The sequence below is a fragment of the Paraburkholderia dioscoreae genome, from assembly GCF_902459535.1.
Taxonomy (GTDB): Bacteria; Pseudomonadota; Gammaproteobacteria; order Burkholderiales; family Burkholderiaceae; genus Paraburkholderia; species Paraburkholderia dioscoreae.
In genome coordinates this window covers 161,200-179,975 of the sequence record NZ_LR699554.1, presented here as the reverse complement: position 1 = coordinate 179,975, position 18,776 = coordinate 161,200, and the positions used below count along the sequence as shown (strand labels likewise).

17 protein-coding genes and 1 pseudogene are annotated in these 18,776 nt (G+C 61.8%); all 18 read right to left on the bottom strand.

Annotated elements, in window-relative coordinates; translation table 11 throughout:
* Positions 1–38: 38 nt before the first annotated feature.
* Positions 39–851, bottom strand: a complete 813-nt coding sequence (trpA, locus tag PDMSB3_RS21075) for a tryptophan synthase subunit alpha (protein ID WP_165187598.1) — start codon at positions 849–851, stop codon at positions 39–41.
* Between the two features lie 48 nt (positions 852–899).
* Positions 900–1,805: a DNA-methyltransferase gene (locus PDMSB3_RS21070; protein WP_007178789.1), complete on the bottom strand. Its 906-nt coding sequence runs from the start codon at positions 1,803–1,805 to the stop codon at positions 900–902.
* Positions 1,806–1,816: 11 nt separating this feature from the next.
* The gene (trpB, locus tag PDMSB3_RS21065; RefSeq protein ID WP_165187596.1) at positions 1,817–3,010 is read right to left on the bottom strand and encodes a tryptophan synthase subunit beta; all 1,194 of its coding nucleotides are present in this window, start codon (positions 3,008–3,010) and stop codon (positions 1,817–1,819) included.
* 60 nt (positions 3,011–3,070) lie between these two features.
* Positions 3,071–3,784, bottom strand: a complete 714-nt coding sequence (locus PDMSB3_RS21060) for a phosphoribosylanthranilate isomerase (RefSeq protein WP_007178787.1) — start codon at positions 3,782–3,784, stop codon at positions 3,071–3,073.
* Positions 3,781–4,593: a tRNA pseudouridine(38-40) synthase TruA gene (gene truA / locus PDMSB3_RS21055; protein WP_007178786.1), complete on the bottom strand. Its 813-nt coding sequence runs from the start codon at positions 4,591–4,593 to the stop codon at positions 3,781–3,783. Before truA ends, PDMSB3_RS21060 begins: the two co-directional genes overlap by 4 nt.
* On the bottom strand, positions 4,590–7,139 hold the full coding sequence (locus PDMSB3_RS21050) for a FimV/HubP family polar landmark protein (RefSeq protein WP_165187594.1): 2,550 nt from the start codon (positions 7,137–7,139) through the stop codon (positions 4,590–4,592). Before PDMSB3_RS21050 ends, truA begins: the two co-directional genes overlap by 4 nt.
* A 139-nt stretch (positions 7,140–7,278) precedes the next feature.
* Positions 7,279–8,400, bottom strand: coding sequence for an aspartate-semialdehyde dehydrogenase (gene asd / locus PDMSB3_RS21045; protein ID WP_007178784.1), 1,122 nt, complete (start codon positions 8,398–8,400; stop codon positions 7,279–7,281).
* A gap of 359 nt (positions 8,401–8,759) precedes the next feature.
* On the bottom strand, positions 8,760–9,827 hold the full coding sequence (gene leuB / locus PDMSB3_RS21040; RefSeq protein WP_007178783.1) for a 3-isopropylmalate dehydrogenase: 1,068 nt from the start codon (positions 9,825–9,827) through the stop codon (positions 8,760–8,762).
* 150 nt (positions 9,828–9,977) lie between these two features.
* Complete coding sequence (gene leuD / locus PDMSB3_RS21035; RefSeq protein WP_007178782.1) at positions 9,978–10,631, bottom strand: 3-isopropylmalate dehydratase small subunit; 654 nt, start codon at positions 10,629–10,631, stop codon at positions 9,978–9,980.
* A gap of 86 nt (positions 10,632–10,717) precedes the next feature.
* Positions 10,718–10,876 (bottom strand): entericidin A/B family lipoprotein, encoded by a 159-nt coding sequence (locus PDMSB3_RS21030; protein ID WP_007178781.1) that lies wholly within the window; start codon positions 10,874–10,876, stop codon positions 10,718–10,720.
* Positions 10,877–10,882: 6 nt separating this feature from the next.
* Positions 10,883–12,292, bottom strand: a complete 1,410-nt coding sequence (gene leuC, locus PDMSB3_RS21025; RefSeq protein WP_007178780.1) for a 3-isopropylmalate dehydratase large subunit — start codon at positions 12,290–12,292, stop codon at positions 10,883–10,885.
* Positions 12,293–12,622: 330 nt separating this feature from the next.
* A complete protein-coding gene (gene gltA, locus PDMSB3_RS21020) occupies positions 12,623–13,924 on the bottom strand; it encodes a citrate synthase (RefSeq protein WP_007178779.1) in 1,302 nt (433 codons plus the stop codon).
* An 82-nt stretch (positions 13,925–14,006) separates the two neighbouring features.
* Positions 14,007–14,280 (bottom strand): annotated as a pseudogene (locus tag PDMSB3_RS21015) (FAD assembly factor SdhE).
* Positions 14,281–14,364: 84 nt separating this feature from the next.
* Positions 14,365–15,069, bottom strand: a complete 705-nt coding sequence (locus PDMSB3_RS21010) for a succinate dehydrogenase iron-sulfur subunit (RefSeq protein ID WP_007178777.1) — start codon at positions 15,067–15,069, stop codon at positions 14,365–14,367.
* A gap of 24 nt (positions 15,070–15,093) precedes the next feature.
* Positions 15,094–16,869 carry a succinate dehydrogenase flavoprotein subunit gene (gene sdhA, locus PDMSB3_RS21005; RefSeq protein ID WP_007178776.1) on the bottom strand — a complete coding sequence of 592 codons (1,776 nt, stop codon included), beginning with the start codon at positions 16,867–16,869 and terminating at the stop codon, positions 15,094–15,096.
* 4 nt (positions 16,870–16,873) lie between these two features.
* The gene (gene sdhD, locus PDMSB3_RS21000; protein ID WP_007178775.1) at positions 16,874–17,242 is read right to left on the bottom strand and encodes a succinate dehydrogenase, hydrophobic membrane anchor protein; all 369 of its coding nucleotides are present in this window, start codon (positions 17,240–17,242) and stop codon (positions 16,874–16,876) included.
* A gap of 3 nt (positions 17,243–17,245) precedes the next feature.
* A complete protein-coding gene (gene sdhC, locus PDMSB3_RS20995; protein ID WP_007178774.1) occupies positions 17,246–17,662 on the bottom strand; it encodes a succinate dehydrogenase, cytochrome b556 subunit in 417 nt (138 codons plus the stop codon).
* A gap of 157 nt (positions 17,663–17,819) precedes the next feature.
* Positions 17,820–18,623 (bottom strand): GntR family transcriptional regulator, encoded by an 804-nt coding sequence (locus PDMSB3_RS20990; protein WP_007178773.1) that lies wholly within the window; start codon positions 18,621–18,623, stop codon positions 17,820–17,822.
* Positions 18,624–18,776 lie beyond the last annotated feature (153 nt).

The window sequence follows — 18,776 nt, the reverse complement described above, 5'->3', positions numbered from 1 at the left end:
AGCCCGCCGCTCACACTACAGAAGACAAAAATTAACTGTTATCGGACAGTAGCGACGCTATCCAGCGCCTCGCGCACTTCTGCGACGAAACGCGTAAGCGTCGCGGCAGCGCTTTCGGGCGCCGCCTGTTCCAGCAATTGCACGATACGGCTGCCAATTACAACAGCATCGGACACTTCGGCCACCGCACGCGCCGTCTGCGCGTCACGGATACCGAAACCGACGCCCACCGGCAGGGGGACGCGCGACTTGATGGCCGGGATTTTACTCGCGATGCTGGAAACGTCCAGATTTGCCGCTCCGGTCACGCCTTTTAACGACACGTAATAGACGTAGCCGCGGGCGATTTTGCCGACTTCCGCGATGCGTTCGTCGGTCGACGTGGGCGCAAGCAGGAAAATCGGGTCGATGCCCGCAGATCGCATCTGTTCGGCGAAATTAGCGCACTCTTCCGGCGGATAGTCGACAACCAGCACGCCGTCCACGCCGGCCTCCTTTGCGGCCTTGGCGAAGGCCTCGGTGCCCATGCGCTCGATCGGATTTGCGTAGCCCATCAGTACTACGGGCGTCGTGTCGTTGGTTTCGCGGAAGCGCTTGACGTCGGCGATCACATGGCGCAGCGACATGCCTTGCGCCAACGCGCGCTCCGACGACTGCTGGATGACCGGGCCGTCGGCCATAGGGTCGGAAAACGGTACACCGAGCTCGATCACATCGGCGCCGCCGGCGGCGAGTGCATGCATGAATTCGACGGTACGGGCTGGGTCCGGGTCACCGGCCGTCATGAACGGAATCAGGCCTTTCTTGCCTTGGGCGGACAGCGCAGCAAACGTGTTCTTGATACGGGACATGGAATATTCTCGGATTGAGTTACCGCGCAACGTGCTCATGCACGCCGGTCATTGCACTTCGGTCTGCCGTTGAGTTTTGGCTTTGACCCGGCGCGCTACCGGCGGCGCGGCAGCAGCGCTGACGCGTTCACGCGCGATCGCGCAGTAACTTTCATTAATCTCATAGCCGACGAATTCGCGCTGCTGACGGGCGCAAGCGACTGCGGTGGTGCCACTGCCCATGAAAGGGTCGAGCACGCGCCCGCCCTTCGGACAACTTGCCAGCACCATCCGCTCGACGATTTCCAGAGGCTTCTGGGTGGGGTGCGCGACGCGCTCGGCGTGTTGCCGATGCAGCCGCGATACCGACCAGACATCTTTTGGATTATAGCCAACCTCGAGCCACTTACTGCCTTCGAACAATTTACGCGAACGCGCCTTCTTCGTGGCGGCATCGTACGGGATGCGGACGGGATCGAGATCGAAAAAGTAATCTTTCGATACCGCGAAAAAGCCGATGTTGTCGTGCACCGAAGTAAAACGGCGCACCGTACCGCCCATGCTCGGCACACGCCGGTCCCAGATGATTTCGTTGATCATCGTGAGTTTTGTCTTCAGGAAGCTGAAGATTTCCGGCGCGTACTGCCATGTGCAGAAAATGTACAGCGAACCCGACGGCTTGAGCTTCGGGATAGCCAGTTCGAGCCAGCCACGCGTCCAGGCGAGAAAATCGTCGCCCGTGCGCATGTCGGAGTCGTTGCCGTAATCCTTGCCCAGCCCGTAGGGCGGATCGCACAAGATGAGGTCAATCGACCCGTCGGGAATGTTCGCTACATCGGACAGAAAATCGCGGTTCAACAGCTGGATGCCGGTGGGCACCTGCGGTAACAGCGTTGCAGGCGTGCCGGCCGCCGGTGCGTTGGCGACCGGCGTGCTTTCAATTGCCGGCTGCGGCTCGTCGAACTCGTCGCGCATCGTCGCGGCGCTCAGAACTGAATGCCCGATCGCTCGGCGACCGTATGCATGTCCTTGTCGCCGCGGCCCGACAGATTGACCAGAAGGTATTTGTCCTTCGGCAGCGTCGGTGCGAGCTTCGCGGCATAGGCCAGCGCGTGGCTGGATTCCAGTGCCGGAATAATGCCCTCGATACGGCAGCAGTCGTGAAACGCCTTGAGCGCTTCTTCGTCGGTGATGCCGACATATTCCGCGCGTTTGCTCTCTTTTAGCCACGCATGCTCAGGACCGACGCCCGGATAATCGAGGCCCGCCGACACCGAATGGGTTTCGATAATCTGGCCGTTTTCGTCCTGAAGCAGGTAGGTGCGGTTCCCATGCAGCACGCCGGGGCTTCCGCCGATCAGCGAAGCGGCATGACGGCCGGTTTCGATGCCGTCGCCGGCCGCTTCGACGCCGATCAATTTCACCGAAGCGTCGTCAATATAGGGGTAAAAGATCCCCATTGCGTTCGAACCGCCCCCAACGCACGCGATCACTGCATCCGGCTGACGACCGACCAGCTCCGGCATCTGCACCTTGCATTCGTCGCCGATTACACGCTGGAAGTCGCGCACCATCATTGGGTAGGGATGCGGTCCCGCCACTGTGCCGATGATGTAGAACGTATCTTCCACGTTAGTAACCCAATCGCGCATGGCTTCATTCAACGCGTCTTTCAGCGTACGCGAGCCCGACTCGACCGGCACGACAGTCGCGCCCAGCAACTTCATGCGGTACACGTTGGCGGCCTGGCGGCGCACGTCTTCGGCGCCCATGTAGACCACGCACTCCATGCCGAAACGCGCGGCGATGGTGGCCGTGGCCACGCCGTGCTGGCCGGCGCCGGTTTCCGCGATCACGCGCGGTTTGCCCATGCGCCTCGCGAGCAGCGCCTGGCCGATGACGTTGTTGATCTTGTGTGCGCCGGTGTGATTCAGATCCTCGCGTTTGAGGAAAATTTGCGCGCCGCCGAGCATTTCGCTCCAGCGCTGTGCGTGATAAATCGGCGACGGACGGCCGACGAAATACTTCAATTCGCGCTCATATTCAGCGACGAATTCCGGGTCTTTCTGATATTTTTCGTACGCTGCACGCAACTCGTCGAGCGCATGAACCAGCGTTTCGGCGACGAACGTGCCGCCAAACTGGCCGAAATGGCCTCTTTCGTCAGGCAAGTTATACATTGCGATCACTCTTCTCAGTGTGGCGCGCGGCTCTCGTGCGAGAGCACCGCGGCGCCGGAATCATTCGGCGTCCGCTGCGCGCACCGCGCGTACGAACGCCGCCATCCGGGCGTGATCTTTCACGCCCTTGGCGCCCGGGGATTCGATGCCGCTCGAGACATCGACCGCGTACGGGCGCACGCGATGGATCGCATCACTGACGTTTTGCGCGCTCAACCCACCACTCAAAACGGCCCGACGCGCGAGCCCTGCTGGAATAAGTGACCAATCGAAGACCTTCCCGCCGCCGCCGTACCCTTCGACATGCGTGTCGAACAGAAGGCCGCTGGCTGCTGAATAGCTGAGAGCCGATTTTACCAAATCGGCCGGCTGAGTATCCGCCGCAACGCGCAACGCGCGCAACCAAGGCAAACCCGCAACGCCGGCGAGCGATTCGCACTGCTCCGCGGTCTCGTCGCCGTGAAATTGCAACAGCGTGAGCCCGACGTTGCTCACTACTTCGCGGATCCAGTCCGGCGTGGCATTGACGAACAGCCCGACCACCGAGACGAACGGCGGCACGTCGTGCACCAGTTCGACCGCCTGTGCGATGCTGACCGAACGCGGGCTCGGCGGGTAGAACACGAGGCCGATCGCATCCGCGCCGAGGTTGATCGCGTGGGCCACGTCTTCGGGCTTCGACAGCCCGCACAGCTTGATGCGCGTGCGATGCGGCACGGCCTGCTGCTCCACGTCAGTGTTGGATTCTCTCGCGAGGTTTTCGGTTGATTTCATGTTTGCGCCTGCTCGGTCCATACGGTACTCCACGGCACGCTGCCTGTCTGCGGCGCGGGCACGGCGAATTGCTCAGGATAGCCCACCTGCGCCAGATATAGGCCGTCGGGCATGAAGGTTGGCGCGGCGAAGTCGCGATCACGGCTCGCGAGCACTTCGGCCATCCATTCGACCGGCCGACGACCACGGCCGATGTAGACCAGACAGCCCATCAGGTTGCGCACCATGTGGTGCAGGAACGCATTCGCCCGAAAACGGAAATGAACGAAGTCGCCGTGCTGCCGCACGTCGATCTGGTGCAGATGTTTGATCGGCGTTTTCGACTGGCATTGCGACGAACGAAAAGCCGAAAAGTCATGCTCGCCGATCAGATGAGCGGCCGCCGCCTGCATCGCGTCGACGTCGAGCGCCGTATGCACCCAGCCGGCGCGCGTCGCCAGCATCGGCGAGCGCACCGGATGGACGTACAGCACGTAGTAATACGTGCGTTCGAACGCCGAGAAACGGGCATGGAATTCGTCGGGCATCGGCTTGGCCCATTGCACCGAGATCGTCTTCGGCAAAAATGAATTGGTGCCGCGAACCCAGGAAACATCTGCGCGATCGATTTCGGTATCGAAATGCACGACCTGGCCGAGACCGTGCACCCCTGTATCCGTGCGGCCCGCGACGATGGTTTGCACTGGCGTTTGCGCGAATTCGCGCAGCGCCCGTTCGAGCTCGTCCTGCACGGTGTTGCCGTGCGGTTGCGACTGCCAGCCGCAGAATGCTGAGCCGTCGTACTGGACGCCTAAAGCAATACGCTTCACGACAACGGGGCGAGCGTCGAGAGCAGCGCGCGGGCCTCGGTGCGCGTACCCGGATCGTTCGTCTCGATCACTTCGTTGATGAGCGCGCGCGCGCCGGACAGATCGCCGAGTTCGATGTACTCGGCAGCCAGATCGAGCTTGTTGCGGGCAATGCGGATGAGATCGGCCTGCGTGAACGTCGGCAACGGCTCGGCTGGGCCGGGCGGCAGCTCGAGGTCGAAATCGAGCTTCAACGCGCCGAAGCCGGGCGCACCGAGGCCCGCGCCCAAACCCGTACCCAAGCCGGCACCCAGCCCGGCGACGGCCGCGTGGCCTGCTGTGCCGGCGTCGATCTCGTCGGCGATGTGCGGCGTGTCGTCCGGGTGGTGTTCGGCCGCGGATTGTTTCGCCGTGGCTTCCTGTGACGATACCGGCTGCGTCGACAGCGAAGCGGGCACATGCACGTGGTCGGCGGACGACTCGACGCGCGGTGGCAGCGGCATGTCGAGGCTGCCGAAGGCATCGACGGCGTCGCGCGGAAACTCGGTCGGCACGGCGGGCGCGGGTTGGGATTGCGCCAGCGGTGCCGCTTCGGGCAGCGGTTCCTGCGGTGCGGCCGGCTCATCGTCCCATTGCAGACGATGAACGGGTTCCTCATGCGGAAAGGCTCCGTCGAGAGGCTCGGGCGGCGCCAGCGGCAAGGCCTCGGCGCCGAGTTCCGCGGCGGCGGCGAGGCTCGCGGCCAGGGTCGCGTCGTCGAAGTGATCGAGGGGCGGCGCGGGAAGAGGTTCGGGCGTGAAATCGCTCTGAGCGGACGGCGCAATGTTCGGATCGACTTGCGCGGGTTCGACAGATGCAGATGTGACGTCGCGCTCTTGCCAGACGCGCGGGGGCGCGGCGGGATCTTGCGCGGGGGAGGTTGCGTGAGCGGTGGCTTCGTGGCCGGATGCCGCTTGTTGGGTTGCGGCGCGTTCTGCCGCCGGCTCTGCCGACATATGTCCGGCCGCTTCCTGCTCTGCTTCCGCGCGTTCTGCTGCGGCCTGCTCTGCCGTTGCGCGTTCCGCTGCAGTCTGTTCTTCGGCTGCTCGCTCTGCCGCGGCCTGTTCTTCGGCTACGCGTTCTGCCGCGGCCTGCTCAGCCGCCGCGCGTTCGGCTGCGGCCTGTTCTCCGGCTGCACGCTCTGCCGCGGCCCGCTCTTCGGCCGCACGCTCCGCCGCCGCTTGTTCCTCTGCCTCTCGCGCCGCCGCCCGGCGAATTTCCGCGTCGCGCTCCGCCGCCACGCGTTCCGCCATCTCTCGCGCCGCCGCGTCGCCTTCCGCAGCTTCGCGTTCGGCAGCCGCCAGCGCTGCCCCATTTCGCACGTCGGCTTCGGCGGCCGCGTCCGGCGCTTCGTGCACCGAAATCTCCTCGCGCGTCGAAACGATGCCCTGCTGGCTCGTTGCCCGCGCGGACCCTGCCGCATTGCCTTCCGTCGACACAGCTTCAGCCGCCGCGACACGCTCGCGCTTACGACGCCCCATACGCAAAGCCGCAAGCAGCACAACCAGCGCCGCGCCAACCGCAGCCGCCACACTCAGTTCCGTCTGCGACAGGCCGACATCTTTCGACGTCGAGGCTACCGGCGCAGCGACATGACCCGACACAGCTGCTGCCGAGGACGCGCCGGGCGCCGGCTGCGCGACGTTGGTCTGGGCGGCGCCCGTCGCAGCCGGTGTACCGCCGATGCCATGCTTCTGCAGCTCCATCAACACGCGGTTTTTCAGCGCAAGCAATTGCTGCAGGCTCGACACCTGCGCACGCGGCTGCGATGCCGGCTGTGCAGCGCTCGTCCCCGCAATTGCGGCACCCGGCGCCGAAGCGCCTTCAACAGGCTCGCTAGCCGAGGGTTGAATCGATCCGGCCCATTCATGGGCACCGCTGGCCGGCAATGCCGCCGGCTGCGATCCCGCGACCGGCGTAGAAGAAACCACGGTGGCCGACGCTGGCGAGCTGGCCTCGGCAGCTACACTGGCCGTCGCCGAGACGGCAGGCGCGGCAGGCGTCGCGGCCCGAGCCGCCGCACTCGCTGCACTGGCCGCCGCGGCATTGACCTGCGCCACGCCACTTGCCGGGCCACTCGCCACCGCCGTGCCCGGCGCGGAAGCCGCCGTCGCGGAAACGGCGGACGCAACACCCGCCGACGACGCAGCCAAAGCACCCGACGCATCCAGCACCGGCACCGTCAACACCGCACCCACGCGCATCCGGCTCGGGTCATGACTCATGAAGGCGTTCGGGTTCGCCTCGAACAATGCGCGCGAGGCGCGTGCGAGCGTCGCCCGGTCGTGCGACTGCGTGACGGCAATCGCCACGTCGTTCAGCGACTGCCCGGCGCGCACCGTGAATTGACCACCGTTCGCGTACGAAACGGGGGCAGCGTCCGGCGCGCTTGCGGCGTCGCCTGGCGCGGCGACCGCGTTACCCAGGCCGGCGCCGGCCAGCGCGAAGGCCAAAGCGGCGGCGGCCATCAACCGGCCTGCACCTTGATGAACGAACATAGCCCGAAGGGATGAGAGTCGAAGGTTCATCGGGACTCCTGGCGCGTCAGCGCGCAGCCCTTTTTTGCGGTTGGAGAGAGACAAGATAATCGGAGCACACAATGAAAAAAGCGCCGCGCAAGCGCGACGCTTCTTGAGTTTTCTACGCGTCGTGAGCGCGTAGTTTACTTTACTTGTCGAGCACAATGCGAAGCATGCGACGCAGCGGCTCCGCAGCGCCCCACAGCAACTGATCGCCAACCGTGAAAGCCGACAGATATTCGCCGCCCATCGCCAGTTTGCGCACACGGCCGACCGGCACCGTCAACGTACCCGTCACGACCGCCGGGGACAGGTCGCGCATCGACGCTTCCCGCTCGTTCGGCACGACCTTGACCCAGTCGTTGCCCGAGGCGAGGATGCTGTTCACCTCGTCCAGCGGAACGTCCTTGTTCAGCTTGATGGTCAACGCCTGCGAGTGGCAGCGCATTGCGCCGATCCGCACGCACAGGCCGTCCACCGGAATCGAACCCTGCGTGCCCATAGCCGGCTTGCCGAGAATCTTGTTGGTTTCAGCGCCGCCCTTCCACTCTTCTTTCGACATGCCGTTGCCGAGATCCTTGTCGATCCACGGAATCAGCGAGCCGGCGAGCGGCACGCCGAAGTTGCCGGTCGGCATGCGGTCGCTGTTCATCGCGGAGAGCACGCGGCGGTCGATGTCGAGAATCGCCGACGACGGATCAGCCAGATCTTCTTTGGCGGCACCGTACAGCGTGCCCATTTGCTGCAGCAGTTCGCGCATGTTTTGCGCGCCCGCGCCCGAAGCGGCCTGATACGTCATGGCCGTCATCCAGTCGACGAGGTTTTCGCGGAACAGGCCGCCGAGCGCCATCAGCATCAGGCTGACCGTGCAATTGCCGCCAATGAAATTCTTCTGGCCCTTGACCAGCGCGTTCTTGATCACGTCGAGGTTGACCGGATCGAGAATGATGACCGCGTCGTCCTTCATGCGCAGCGACGAGGCCGCGTCGATCCAGTAGCCGTTCCAGCCCGCCGCGCGCAGCTTCGGGAACACTTCGTTCGTGTAGTCGCCGCCCTGGCACGAGATGATCGCTTCGCACTTCTTCAGGTCTTCGATGCTTGTCGCATCTTTGAGCTTGGTCTCGTTTTTGGCGAACGACGGCGCGTTGCCGCCCGCGTTGCTGGTGCTGAAAAACACCGGTTCGATAAGATCGAAATCGCCTTCCTGCTGCATGCGTTGCATCAGGACGCTGCCGACCATGCCGCGCCAACCTACGAGACCTACGTTCATGACTTCATACCCTTCGAATGGAAACTTCCCCGCATCTTTGCCCGCAGTGACCGCGCGGGGAAGATGAGCGGGCACGACGGACGATCAGCGTTTCGTGATCGTTTTCGGGGTAATCGTTTTAATGGAAGCTTTGGCAGTAATGGCGAGCTCAACCACACGGGCCGTTTTGCCGTGCAGTGTCGAAATCGAGGAGATTTGAGCTGTGTGCGCCATCGCTACAATATACACGAAAACCGGAATCTGGCGACGTCAATGTCCGCCGCTATCGCCCGTATTACGCGCGAATCGGCCTCATTGGAGGCCAATTCGCGTTTTAAAGGCCGTGTGACGACCCGACTGCTGCTTGCCTTGCCTGCTTTTTACAGCGCTGCGACGACCGCGTCGCCCATAGCAACCGTGCCGACCTGCTTGCAACCCGGCGTGAGAATGTCGCCGGTGCGATAGCCCTGCTCGAGCACCTTTTTTACGGCATTTTCAATGCGGTCCGCCTGCTCCGCCTTGTTCAGCGAATAGCGCAACATCATGGCCGCCGACAGAATGGTGGCGAGCGGATTCGCCACGCCCTTGCCGGCGATGTCCGGCGCCGAACCGTGCGACGGCTCGTACAAACCCTTGTTGTTCTTGTCGAGCGAGGCCGACGGCAGCATGCCGATCGAACCCGTGAGCATGGCCGCTTCGTCGGAGAGAATGTCGCCGAACATGTTGCCGGTCACGATCACGTCGAACGACTTCGGCGCCTTCACCAGTTGCATGGCTGCGTTGTCGACATACATGTGCGACAGTTCGACGTCCGCGTATTCCTTCGAGACGTCGATCATCACGTCTTTCCAGAACTGCGACGTTTCGAGCACGTTGGCCTTATCCACCGACGTCAGCTTCTTGCTACGTTTTTGCGCCGCCTGAAACGCGACGTGCGCAATGCGACGCACTTCGGGCTCCGAATAACGCATCGTGTCGAAGCCTTCCTTCGAACCGGCGAACAAACCGTCCGGTGCTTCGCGCACGCCGCGCGGCGAACCGAAATAGATGTCGCCATTCAGCTCGCGCACGATCAGGATGTCGAGGCCCGACACGATCTCTTCTTTCAACGACGAAGCGCCGGTGAGTTGCGGATAGCAGATCGCCGGACGGAAGTTCGCGAACAGTTGCAGGTGTTTGCGCAGACCCAGAATGGCCTGCTCCGGGCGCAGCGCGCGTTCGAGCGAGTCGTACTTCCAGTCGCCCACCGCGCCGAACAGAATCGCGTCGGCCTCTTTCGCCAGTGCCAGCGTCGAATCAGGCAGCGGGTGGCCCTTCGCTTCGTAGCCCGCGCCGCCAACCGGCGCTTCTTCGAGCTCGAACTTTTCGCCGAGCACGTTCAGAACCTTGACGGCTTCCTTGACGATTTCGGGACCAATGCCGTCGCCCGGCAACACTGCGATCTTCATGCGAATTCCTTGAGGTTTTCTTCGAGAGTGAGAGTGCCCCCCAGACCTGTCGCTTCGCGTCAGGCTCCCGAGGGGGGCAAGAAAACTTGGGGCGGCCCAGCGTTTTCCTGCGAACTTGAATCAGTGAGCGGGCTCCACGCCCTTACGCGTTCAGCCGACGATGCGGTGAGCCAGCCACGGCTGTTTCGCGATCCGCTCTGCTTCGAACTGCCGGATCTTGTCCGCGTGGCGCAGCGTGAGGCCGATGTCGTCGAAGCCGTTCAGCAGGCAGTACTTGCGGAACGCCGCGACTTCGAACGGATACTCGGTGCCGCCGTCCGACGTGCGCACGACTTGCGCTTCGAGATCCACCGTCAGCTTGAAGCCGTTGAACGCATACGTTTCGTTGAACAGGTGATCGACTTGCTGTTCGGTCAGCACGATCGGCAGCAGGCCGTTCTTGAAGCAATTGTTATAGAAAATGTCGGCGAAACTCGGCGCGATCAGCGCGCGAAAGCCGTATTGCTCCAACGCCCACGGCGCGTGCTCACGCGAACTGCCGCAGCCGAAGTTCTTGCGCGCCAGCAGCACCGAAGCCCCTTGATAACGCGGCTGGTTCAGCACGAAGTCCGGATTCAGCGGACGCTTCGAATTGTCCTGACCCGGCTCGCCGTGGTCGAGGTAGCGCCATTCGTCGAACGCGTTCGGACCGAAACCCGTGCGCTTGATCGACTTCAGGAATTGCTTCGGAATGATCGCGTCCGTGTCGACGTTCTCACGATCGAGCGGCGCCACGACGCCGGTGTGTACGATGAATTTATCCATGACGCTTGCGCCTGTTTCAAGACCGGGCGATGCGCGCGGCGGCCGGAAAGCCGCTCGGCGCATGGCCGGCAAAAATCAAAAACCGCTTATTTATCAGCGTGATTGCTGATCGAATTGCCGAGGTGCGACATATCCTCGCCGAATCCGTGCACCGTGTTGCAACCGGCCAGACCGAGCAATAGCCCAGCCAGCGAACCGAGCGCGAAGCGGCGCAATAGAGTGGTGCGATTGATGTTCTTCATCATGCGTGTTTATCCAAGCTTGCGAATATCGACGAAATGCCCTTCGATAGCCGCAGCCGCCGCCATCGCGGGGCTCACGAGGTGGGTACGGCCACCGGCGCCCTGACGACCTTCGAAATTACGATTCGACGTGGATGCGCAACGCTCGCCCGGCTCCAGCCGGTCGGCATTCATGGCAAGACACATCGAGCAACCTGGTTCACGCCATTCGAACCCGGCGTCGGTAAAGACCTTGTCGAGGCCCTCACGTTCCGCCTGCGCCTTCACGAGCCCCGAACCCGGCACGACCATCGCCAGACGAATGTTCGGCGCCACGCGGCGGCCCAGTTTCTTCACGACGTAAGCCGCGGCGCGAATGTCTTCAATACGCGCGTTGGTACACGACCCAATGAAGATTTTATCCGGCTTGATCGATTCGATCGGCGCATTCGGTTCGAGCGCCATGTATTTCAGCGCACGCTCCATGGCGTCGCGCTTGACCGGGTCTTTCTCGCGATCCGGATCCGGCACGCGGCCGTCTACGGCCGTGACCATTTCCGGCGACGTGCCCCATGTGACTTGCGGCACGATCTCGGCGGCGTTCAGTTCGACCACGCGATCAAAGTGCGCGCCGTCGTCCGACTTGAACTGCTTCCAGTACTCGACCGCGTGGTTCCACTCCACACCTTCCGGTGAGAACGGGCGACCCTTCAGATATTCAATGGTGGTGTCGTCGACCGCAACCATGCCGGCGCGCGCGCCCGCCTCAATCGCCATGTTGCAGACCGTCATGCGGCCTTCCATGGAAAGCGCGCGGATGGTCGAGCCGCCGAATTCGATCGCGTAGCCCGTGCCGCCCGCCGTACCGATCTTGCCGATGATGGCAAGCACGATGTCTTTGGCGGTGCAGCCGCGCGGCAGCGCGCCTTCCACCTTCACCAGCATGTTCTTGCTCTTCTTCTGCAGGAGCGTTTGCGTGGCCAGCACGTGCTCGACTTCCGACGTGCCGATTCCGTGGGCCAGCGCGCCGAACGCGCCGTGCGTGGACGTGTGCGAGTCGCCGCAGACGATCGTCATGCCCGGCAGCGTAGCGCCCTGCTCCGGCCCGATGATATGCACGATGCCCTGACGCAGATCGTTCATCTTGAACTGCGTGATTCCGTAGGCGTCGCAGTTCGAATCGAGCGTGTCGACTTGCAGCTTGGAGATCGGATCGGCGATGCCGTGGCTGCGGTCCGTGGTCGGCACGTTGTGGTCCGACACCGCCAGGTTCGCGCTAATGCGCCACACCGGACGCTCAGCCAGCTTCAGGCCTTCAAACGCCTGAGGGCTGGTGACTTCGTGCAGCAGGTGACGGTCGATGTAGAGAATCGTCGTACCGTCTTCTTCCGTGTGGACCACGTGTGTGTTCCACAATTTGTCGTAGAGAGTCTGTGCCATGGTATGCGGGGGTAGTAATGACTGCGGGCTGACCGTGTCGGTCGATTATGCCACGCAGCGTCCCGTCTGGGCCGCTCAATCAGGAAGAAAACCGATAAAAAACAGGGAGTTGGGTGGTAGTGCCGATACCTGTATCGACGTTACCCGGTAAGCCTGCGGGCGGTTGCGGCTTGCTGCACCGCCGCGCAATTGCACGCTCAAACGCGCGAGATCGAACCTGAAAACAAAATGCCCCGGCCGGGAAGAACCCATCGGGGCATTTCTTATCAACCAGATTCCGCGCCAGCCCGCAGCAAAACAGCCGCTACGAGCAACGCAGATTCAAACCGATCAACGTTGCGCGATCGGCTTGGCTTCACGTTGCGTGTCGCCAATGAACAACTGACGCGGACGGCCAATCTTCTGTTCCGGATCGGCGATCATTTCGTTCCACTGTGCAATCCAGCCGACCGTACGTGCCATCGCGAAGATACACGTGAACATCGAGGTCGGGATGCCCAGCGCGCGCTGCACGATGCCCGAGTAGAAGTCGACGTTCGGGTACAGCTTGCGCGACACGAAGTATTCGTCTTCCAGTGCGATCTTTTCCAGCGCCATTGCCAGCTTGAACAGCGGGTCGTCGTGCAGGCCAAGTTCTTCCAGCACTTCGTGGCAGGTTTCGCGCATCAGCTTCGCACGCGGGTCGTAGTTCTTATAGACGCGGTGACCGAAGCCCATCAGCTTCACGCCCGAGTTCTTGTCCTTCACCTGCTTGATGAACTCAGGAATGTTGTCGACCGAGCCGATTTCTTCCAGCATGTTCAGCGCGGCTTCGTTCGCGCCACCGTGCGCCGGGCCCCACAGACACGCGATACCGGCCGCGATACACGCGAACGGATTGGCACCCGACGAACCGGCAAGACGCACGGTCGAGGTCGAGGCATTCTGTTCATGGTCGGCGTGCAGGATCAGGATGCGGTCGAGCGCGCGCACCAGCACGTCGTTGACCTTGTACTCTTCGCACGGGTTCGAGAACATCATGTGCATGAAGTTCGCGCTGTACGACAGGTCGTTCTTCGGGTACGCGAACGGCTGGCCGATGCTGTACTTGTACGCCATTGCCACCAGCGTCGGCAGCTTCGCGATCATGCGAATGGCCGACACTTCACGGTGACGCGGATCGTTGATGTCGAGCGAGTCGTGATAGAAGGCCGACAACGCACCGACTGCGGCAACCAGAATCGCCATCGGGTGCGCGTCGCGACGGAACCCGCGGAAGAAGAAGTGCATTTGTTCATGCACCATCGTATGGTTCGTGACCGTCTTCACGAATTCGGCGTTCTGCTGTGCGTTCGGCAGTTCGCCCTTCAGCAGCAGATAGCACGTTTCGAGGAAGTCTGCGTTTTCCGCGAGGTTGTCGATCGGGTAGCCGCGGTACAGCAACTCGCCCTTATCGCCGTCGATGTAGGTGATCGCCGAATTGCACGCCGCCGTCGACATGAAGCCCGGGTCGTACGTGAACTTGCCGGTCTGGCCGTACAGTTTGCGGATGTCGATCACGTCCGGGCCGAGAGTGCCCTTGTAGATCGGCATTTCAACGCTCGGCGAATTGTCGCTGAACGATAGCGTGGCTTTAACATCTGACGGGGTCATAGCAGATCCTCAATCGAAGTATGGAAACAGGGTTTCGATAATTGCACGCCTGGAACAACGGACAAGCGGGCGCACACGCCGCTCAGGCATTCCGCAGCAACTCCAGCACCCGGACTACATCCGGGTCGGCAAGGTCGCCTTCCGGTTCCTTGCGCGCGAGCAGCAAGTCCATCAGGTCGTTATCGCTCAGCTCGAGCAGGCGCGTGAGGGCGCCCACGTCGGCATCGCTGAGGTCATGCTCATATCGGCCGAAAAAAACGTTCAAAAATCAGATCGTTTTCCAGCAGGCCCCGCCGAGCGCGCCAGCGAAGACGCGCGCGACGGAGAGGGTCGGACTGATGCGATGTGTCGTTCATTTCAGCACGCGCCGTGCCGCCCCCCAAGCGTACTGACCGCCCCATTGAGGCAGCAAACGATAGGGAGCGTGCGGGTTATTCATCCTAGACAGCGCGGCGAACCATCAATTCCTTGATCTTGCCAATCGCCTTGGTCGGGTTCAGGCCCTTCGGGCAAACGTCGACGCAATTCATAATGGTATGGCAACGGAACAGACGGTACGGATCTTCCAGGTTGTCGAGGCGTTCGCCCGTTGCTTCGTCGCGGCTATCCGCGATGAAACGGTAGGCTTGCAACAGGCCGGCCGGGCCAACGAACTTGTCTGGATTCCACCAGAAGCTCGGGCACGAAGTCGAGCAGCTAGCGCACAGAATACATTCATACAGGCCGTCGAGCTCGTCGCGTTCTTCCGGCGACTGCAGACGCTCCTTTTCCGGCGGCGGCGTGTCGTTGATCAGATACGGCTTGATCGAATGATACTGGTTGAAGAACTGCGTGAAGTCGCAGATCAGGTCGCGCACCACAGGCAGGCCCGGCAGCGGACGCAGCACGATCTTCTGCGGCAGATCATTCATGTTCTGCAGGCAGGCCAGACCATTCTTGCCGTTGATGTTCATGGCGTCCGAACCGCACACGCCTTCACGGCACGAACGGCGGAACGAAAGAGTCTCGTCAACTGCCTTCAACTTCAGCAGCGCGTCGAGCAGCATGCGTTCGTGCGAGTCGATTTCGATCTCGTACGTTTGCATGCGCGGCGCTGCGTCCTTGTCCGGGTCGTAGCGGTAAATTTCAAATGTACGCTTTGCCATTTCTGAATTCCTTTGACTTGTGCCTTAGAAGGTCCGCGCTTTCGGCGGAACCGATTCGACCGTCAGCGGTTGCATGTGAACCGGCTTGTAGTCGAGGCGATCGCCTTCGCTGAACCACAGCGTATGGCGCAGCCAGTTTTCGTCGTCGCGATGCTCGAAGTCGTCCTGCGCGTGCGCGCCACGGCTTTCCTTGCGCGCTTCGGCGGAAACCATCGTAGCGCGTGCCACTTCGATCAGGTTCGCCACTTCCAGCGCTTCGATACGTGCCGTGTTGAACACCTTCGACTTGTCTTTCAGATGGATGTTGTCGACCCGGTCAGCCACTTCGCGGATGCGCTCGACGCCTTCAGCCAGCAACGCCGAAGTACGGAACACACCGGCATGCTTCTGCATCGTGCCGCGAATGTCGTTCGCGACCGATTGCGCATACTCGCCCGAGGACGAGCTATCGAGCTTCGCCAGACGCGACAGCGCGAAATCGGCGGCGTCGGCCGGCAGCGGCTTGTGCTCCTTGATTTCCTTCACGTGCTTGACAATGTGGTTGCCGGCCGCGCGGCCGAACACCACCAGGTCGAGCAGCGAGTTCGTGCCGAGACGGTTTGCACCGTGCACCGACACGCACGAGCATTCGCCCACGGCGTAGAAGCCGTTGACCGGGTCTTCGGCGCCCTTCGACGTGCCCACGACCTGGCCGTGAATGTTCGTAGGAATTCCGCCCATCTGATAGTGGATGGTCGGCACGACCGGGATCGGCTCTTTAATACAATCGACGTTCGCGAACTTCAGCGCGATTTCGCGGATCGACGGCAGACGCTTCATGATCGTCTCGGCGCCGATGTGCGACAAGTCGAGCAGCACGTGATCCTTGTTCGGACCCACGCCGCGGCCTTCCTTGATTTCCTGGTCCATCGAACGCGACACGAAGTCGCGCGGCGCCAGATCCTTCAAAGTCGGCGCGTAGCGTTCCATGAAACGCTCGCCGTTCGAGTTACGCAGGATGCCGCCTTCGCCGCGCACGCCTTCGGTAATCAGCACGCCCGCGCCGGCCACGCCGGTCGGGTGGAATTGCCAGAATTCCATGTCTTGCAGTGCGATGCCCGAACGCGCGGCCATGCCCAGGCCGTCGCCGGTGTTGATGAACGCATTCGTGGACGCCGCGAAAATACGGCCCGCGCCGCCCGTGGCGAACAGCGTGGTCTTGCCTTCGAGAATGTAGACGTCGCCGGTTTCCATTTCCATTGCGGTCACGCCGAGCACGTCGCCTTCGGCGTCGCGGATCAGGTCCAGCGCCATCCATTCGACGAAGAACTGCGTCTTGGCCGCAACGTTCTGCTGGTACAGCGTGTGCAGCAGCGCGTGACCGGTACGGTCAGCGGCCGCGCAAGCGCGTTGCACCGGCTTTTCGCCGTAATTCGCGGTATGGCCGCCGAACGGGCGCTGGTAAATCGTGCCGTCTGCATTACGGTCGAACGGCATGCCGAAGTGTTCGAGTTCGTAGACCGCGTTAGGGGCTTCGCGGCACATGTACTCGATCGCGTCCTGGTCGCCGAGCCAGTCGGAACCCTTGATCGTGTCGTAGAAGTGATAGTGCCAGTTGTCTTCGCTCATGTTGCCGAGCGAAGCGCCGATGCCGCCTTGGGCAGCAACCGTGTGCGAACGCGTCGGGAACACCTTGGACAGCACGCAGACCGACAGACCGGCGCGCGCGAGTTGCAGCGAAGCGCGCATCCCCGAGCCGCCTGCGCCGACGATAACCACGTCAAACTTGCGACGCGGCAGAGAATTCTTGATTGCAGCCATTCTTTTACACTCTCCAGAGAATCTGCGCAGCGTAGCCCGCACACGCGAGCAGCCAGACGATCGTCAGCGCTTGAAGCAACAGGCGGATGCCAACGGGCTTCACATAGTCCATCCAGATGTCGCGGATACCAACCCACGCGTGATAGAACAGCGAAAGCAGCGTGACGAATGTGGCCAGCTTCATCCATTGCGTCGCGAAGATCGACGCCCAGCCGTCGTACGAGAAATCGCGTGCGCCGAAAAACCAGGCGAGCAGGATGACCGTGTAGACCGCCATGATGGTGGCGGTAATGCGCTGCGCCAGCCAGTCGCGCAGACCGTAATGGGCGCCGACAACGAGACGCTTCGAACCGATTCGGTTATTAGCTGACATTTTTTAGAATGCTCCGAACAGTTTTGCTGCGAACGCGATGGTGAGCAGCGACGACACGACGAGAACGACGACAGAAGTCGATTTGCCCTTCTCCTTCGTCACTGCGTTGTGGTTCGTGTCCATCAGCAGGTGACGGATGCCGGCGCAGAAGTGAAACAGGAAGGCCCACGCGAGAACGAGCGTGATGAGCTTGACGATGATGTTGGAGAGAAAACCTTTGAAGACTTCGAAGCTGAGTTCAGAAGTCAGACTCTGATCGAAGAGGTACAGCAGGAACGGAAGAAAAACAAAAAGCAGACCACCGCTCAAGCGGTGCAAGATGGATACTCGCCCCGCTAGAGGGAGACGGTATGCCGTCAATATCTGCCCGATACCGATGTTCCGGAATTCCGGCCTCGGTTTTTTTACGGCTTCAGCCATGCTAGACCCCTACTATGTAGTCACACTAATCCGCAATTTTAGCGCCTTTTTATATCGCGCTGCAGCGAAAACCACCACAGGTCCGTTACACCACGCGCGATAAAGGCGCTTTCAAACAGGCGCGCGTGTGGGACGCGTCGCCCTCGTTCAGCCCGATTCAGCTTAGATCGTTCTGATAGTAATACCCGGTTGTGACATACCAACCACGGCGCACCTCGACCGGCCGGTCTCCATACGTATAGGACACGCGCTCGACCGAGAGCAGCGGAAAACCCGCCGGCACATGCAGCAGATCGGCCACGGCGGGCTCGGCCGCCACCGCGCGGATCTTCTCCGTTGCGCGGATCATGCGTGTGCCGAATTCCGTCTCGAACATTGCATAGAGGGGGCCCTTATACTCCGACAGCCGCTCTAGCGTCAGGCCGCGAAACACGGCGCCGGGCAGCCAGATTTCGTCGAGTACGGTGACTTCGCCGTCGAACTGCAGCAGCCGCTTGATCAATACGACTGGATCCGCCGGCTTCAGATCGAGTTGCCGCGCAATGTCCGCCGAAGCGCGCAAGCGCCGGCATTCGAGCAGGCGGCTGACATGCGGGTGTTCCGCGCCGTCATCGGCCAGCAATCTGAGAAAGCGAAACTGGGCGCGATCTTCATTGTGCGTTGCAACAAACGTGCCCTTGCCCTGACGCCGCACCAGCAGGTTGTCCGCGGCAAGTTCGTCGATCGCTTTGCGCACCGTTCCCTGACTGACCTTGTATCTGGCCGCCAATTCGACTTCACTAGGAATGATCTCGCCGGGTTTCCACTCGCCGCTTTCGAGGCTCTGCGTTATCAGCCCTTTGATCTGCTGATACAAAGGGCTGAAAGTGGGCGACGTGGCCGGGGCGGCAGCAGCGGGTACACCCTCGCCTGCGGCGCCTTGGCCGTTCGGATTCGTGGTGTTCGCCGGGTTCGAATTCATGCGCGCATTTCATCATAAAGGGCTAGTCCGCGTCTAGGGTTTTCCCAGCAACAGATATGTCTTATATAAGACATAAGATAAAGTTGACTTTGTCTGTGACGACTCCTACACTCTTTGTCGAACAAGGGTTTGCGGGTTTTTTCGGAGCCTGTT

Excerpts from the sequence above, each read along its gene's own strand:
- trpA (WP_165187598.1), bottom strand. The coding sequence starts at position 851 with ATGTCCCGTATCAAGAACACGTTTGCTGCGCTGTCCGCCCAAGGCAAG.
- PDMSB3_RS21070 (WP_007178789.1), bottom strand. The coding sequence starts at position 1,805 with ATGCGCGACGAGTTCGACGAGCCGCAGCCGGCAATTGAAAGCACGCCG.
- trpB (WP_165187596.1), bottom strand. The coding sequence starts at position 3,010 with ATGTATAACTTGCCTGACGAAAGAGGCCATTTCGGCCAGTTTGGCGGC.
- PDMSB3_RS21060 (WP_007178787.1), bottom strand. The coding sequence starts at position 3,784 with ATGAAATCAACCGAAAACCTCGCGAGAGAATCCAACACTGACGTGGAG.
- PDMSB3_RS21050 (WP_165187594.1), bottom strand. The coding sequence starts at position 7,139 with ATGAACCTTCGACTCTCATCCCTTCGGGCTATGTTCGTTCATCAAGGT.
- asd (WP_007178784.1), bottom strand. The coding sequence starts at position 8,400 with ATGAACGTAGGTCTCGTAGGTTGGCGCGGCATGGTCGGCAGCGTCCTG.
- leuB (WP_007178783.1), bottom strand. The coding sequence starts at position 9,827 with ATGAAGATCGCAGTGTTGCCGGGCGACGGCATTGGTCCCGAAATCGTC.
- leuD (WP_007178782.1), bottom strand. The coding sequence starts at position 10,631 with ATGGATAAATTCATCGTACACACCGGCGTCGTGGCGCCGCTCGATCGT.
- PDMSB3_RS21030 (WP_007178781.1), bottom strand. The coding sequence starts at position 10,876 with ATGATGAAGAACATCAATCGCACCACTCTATTGCGCCGCTTCGCGCTC.
- leuC (WP_007178780.1), bottom strand. The coding sequence starts at position 12,292 with ATGGCACAGACTCTCTACGACAAATTGTGGAACACACACGTGGTCCAC.
- gltA (WP_007178779.1), bottom strand. The coding sequence starts at position 13,924 with ATGACCCCGTCAGATGTTAAAGCCACGCTATCGTTCAGCGACAATTCG.
- PDMSB3_RS21010 (WP_007178777.1), bottom strand. The coding sequence starts at position 15,069 with ATGGCAAAGCGTACATTTGAAATTTACCGCTACGACCCGGACAAGGAC.
- sdhA (WP_007178776.1), bottom strand. The coding sequence starts at position 16,869 with ATGGCTGCAATCAAGAATTCTCTGCCGCGTCGCAAGTTTGACGTGGTT.
- sdhD (WP_007178775.1), bottom strand. The coding sequence starts at position 17,242 with ATGTCAGCTAATAACCGAATCGGTTCGAAGCGTCTCGTTGTCGGCGCC.
- sdhC (WP_007178774.1), bottom strand. The coding sequence starts at position 17,662 with ATGGCTGAAGCCGTAAAAAAACCGAGGCCGGAATTCCGGAACATCGGT.
- PDMSB3_RS20990 (WP_007178773.1), bottom strand. The coding sequence starts at position 18,623 with ATGAATTCGAACCCGGCGAACACCACGAATCCGAACGGCCAAGGCGCC.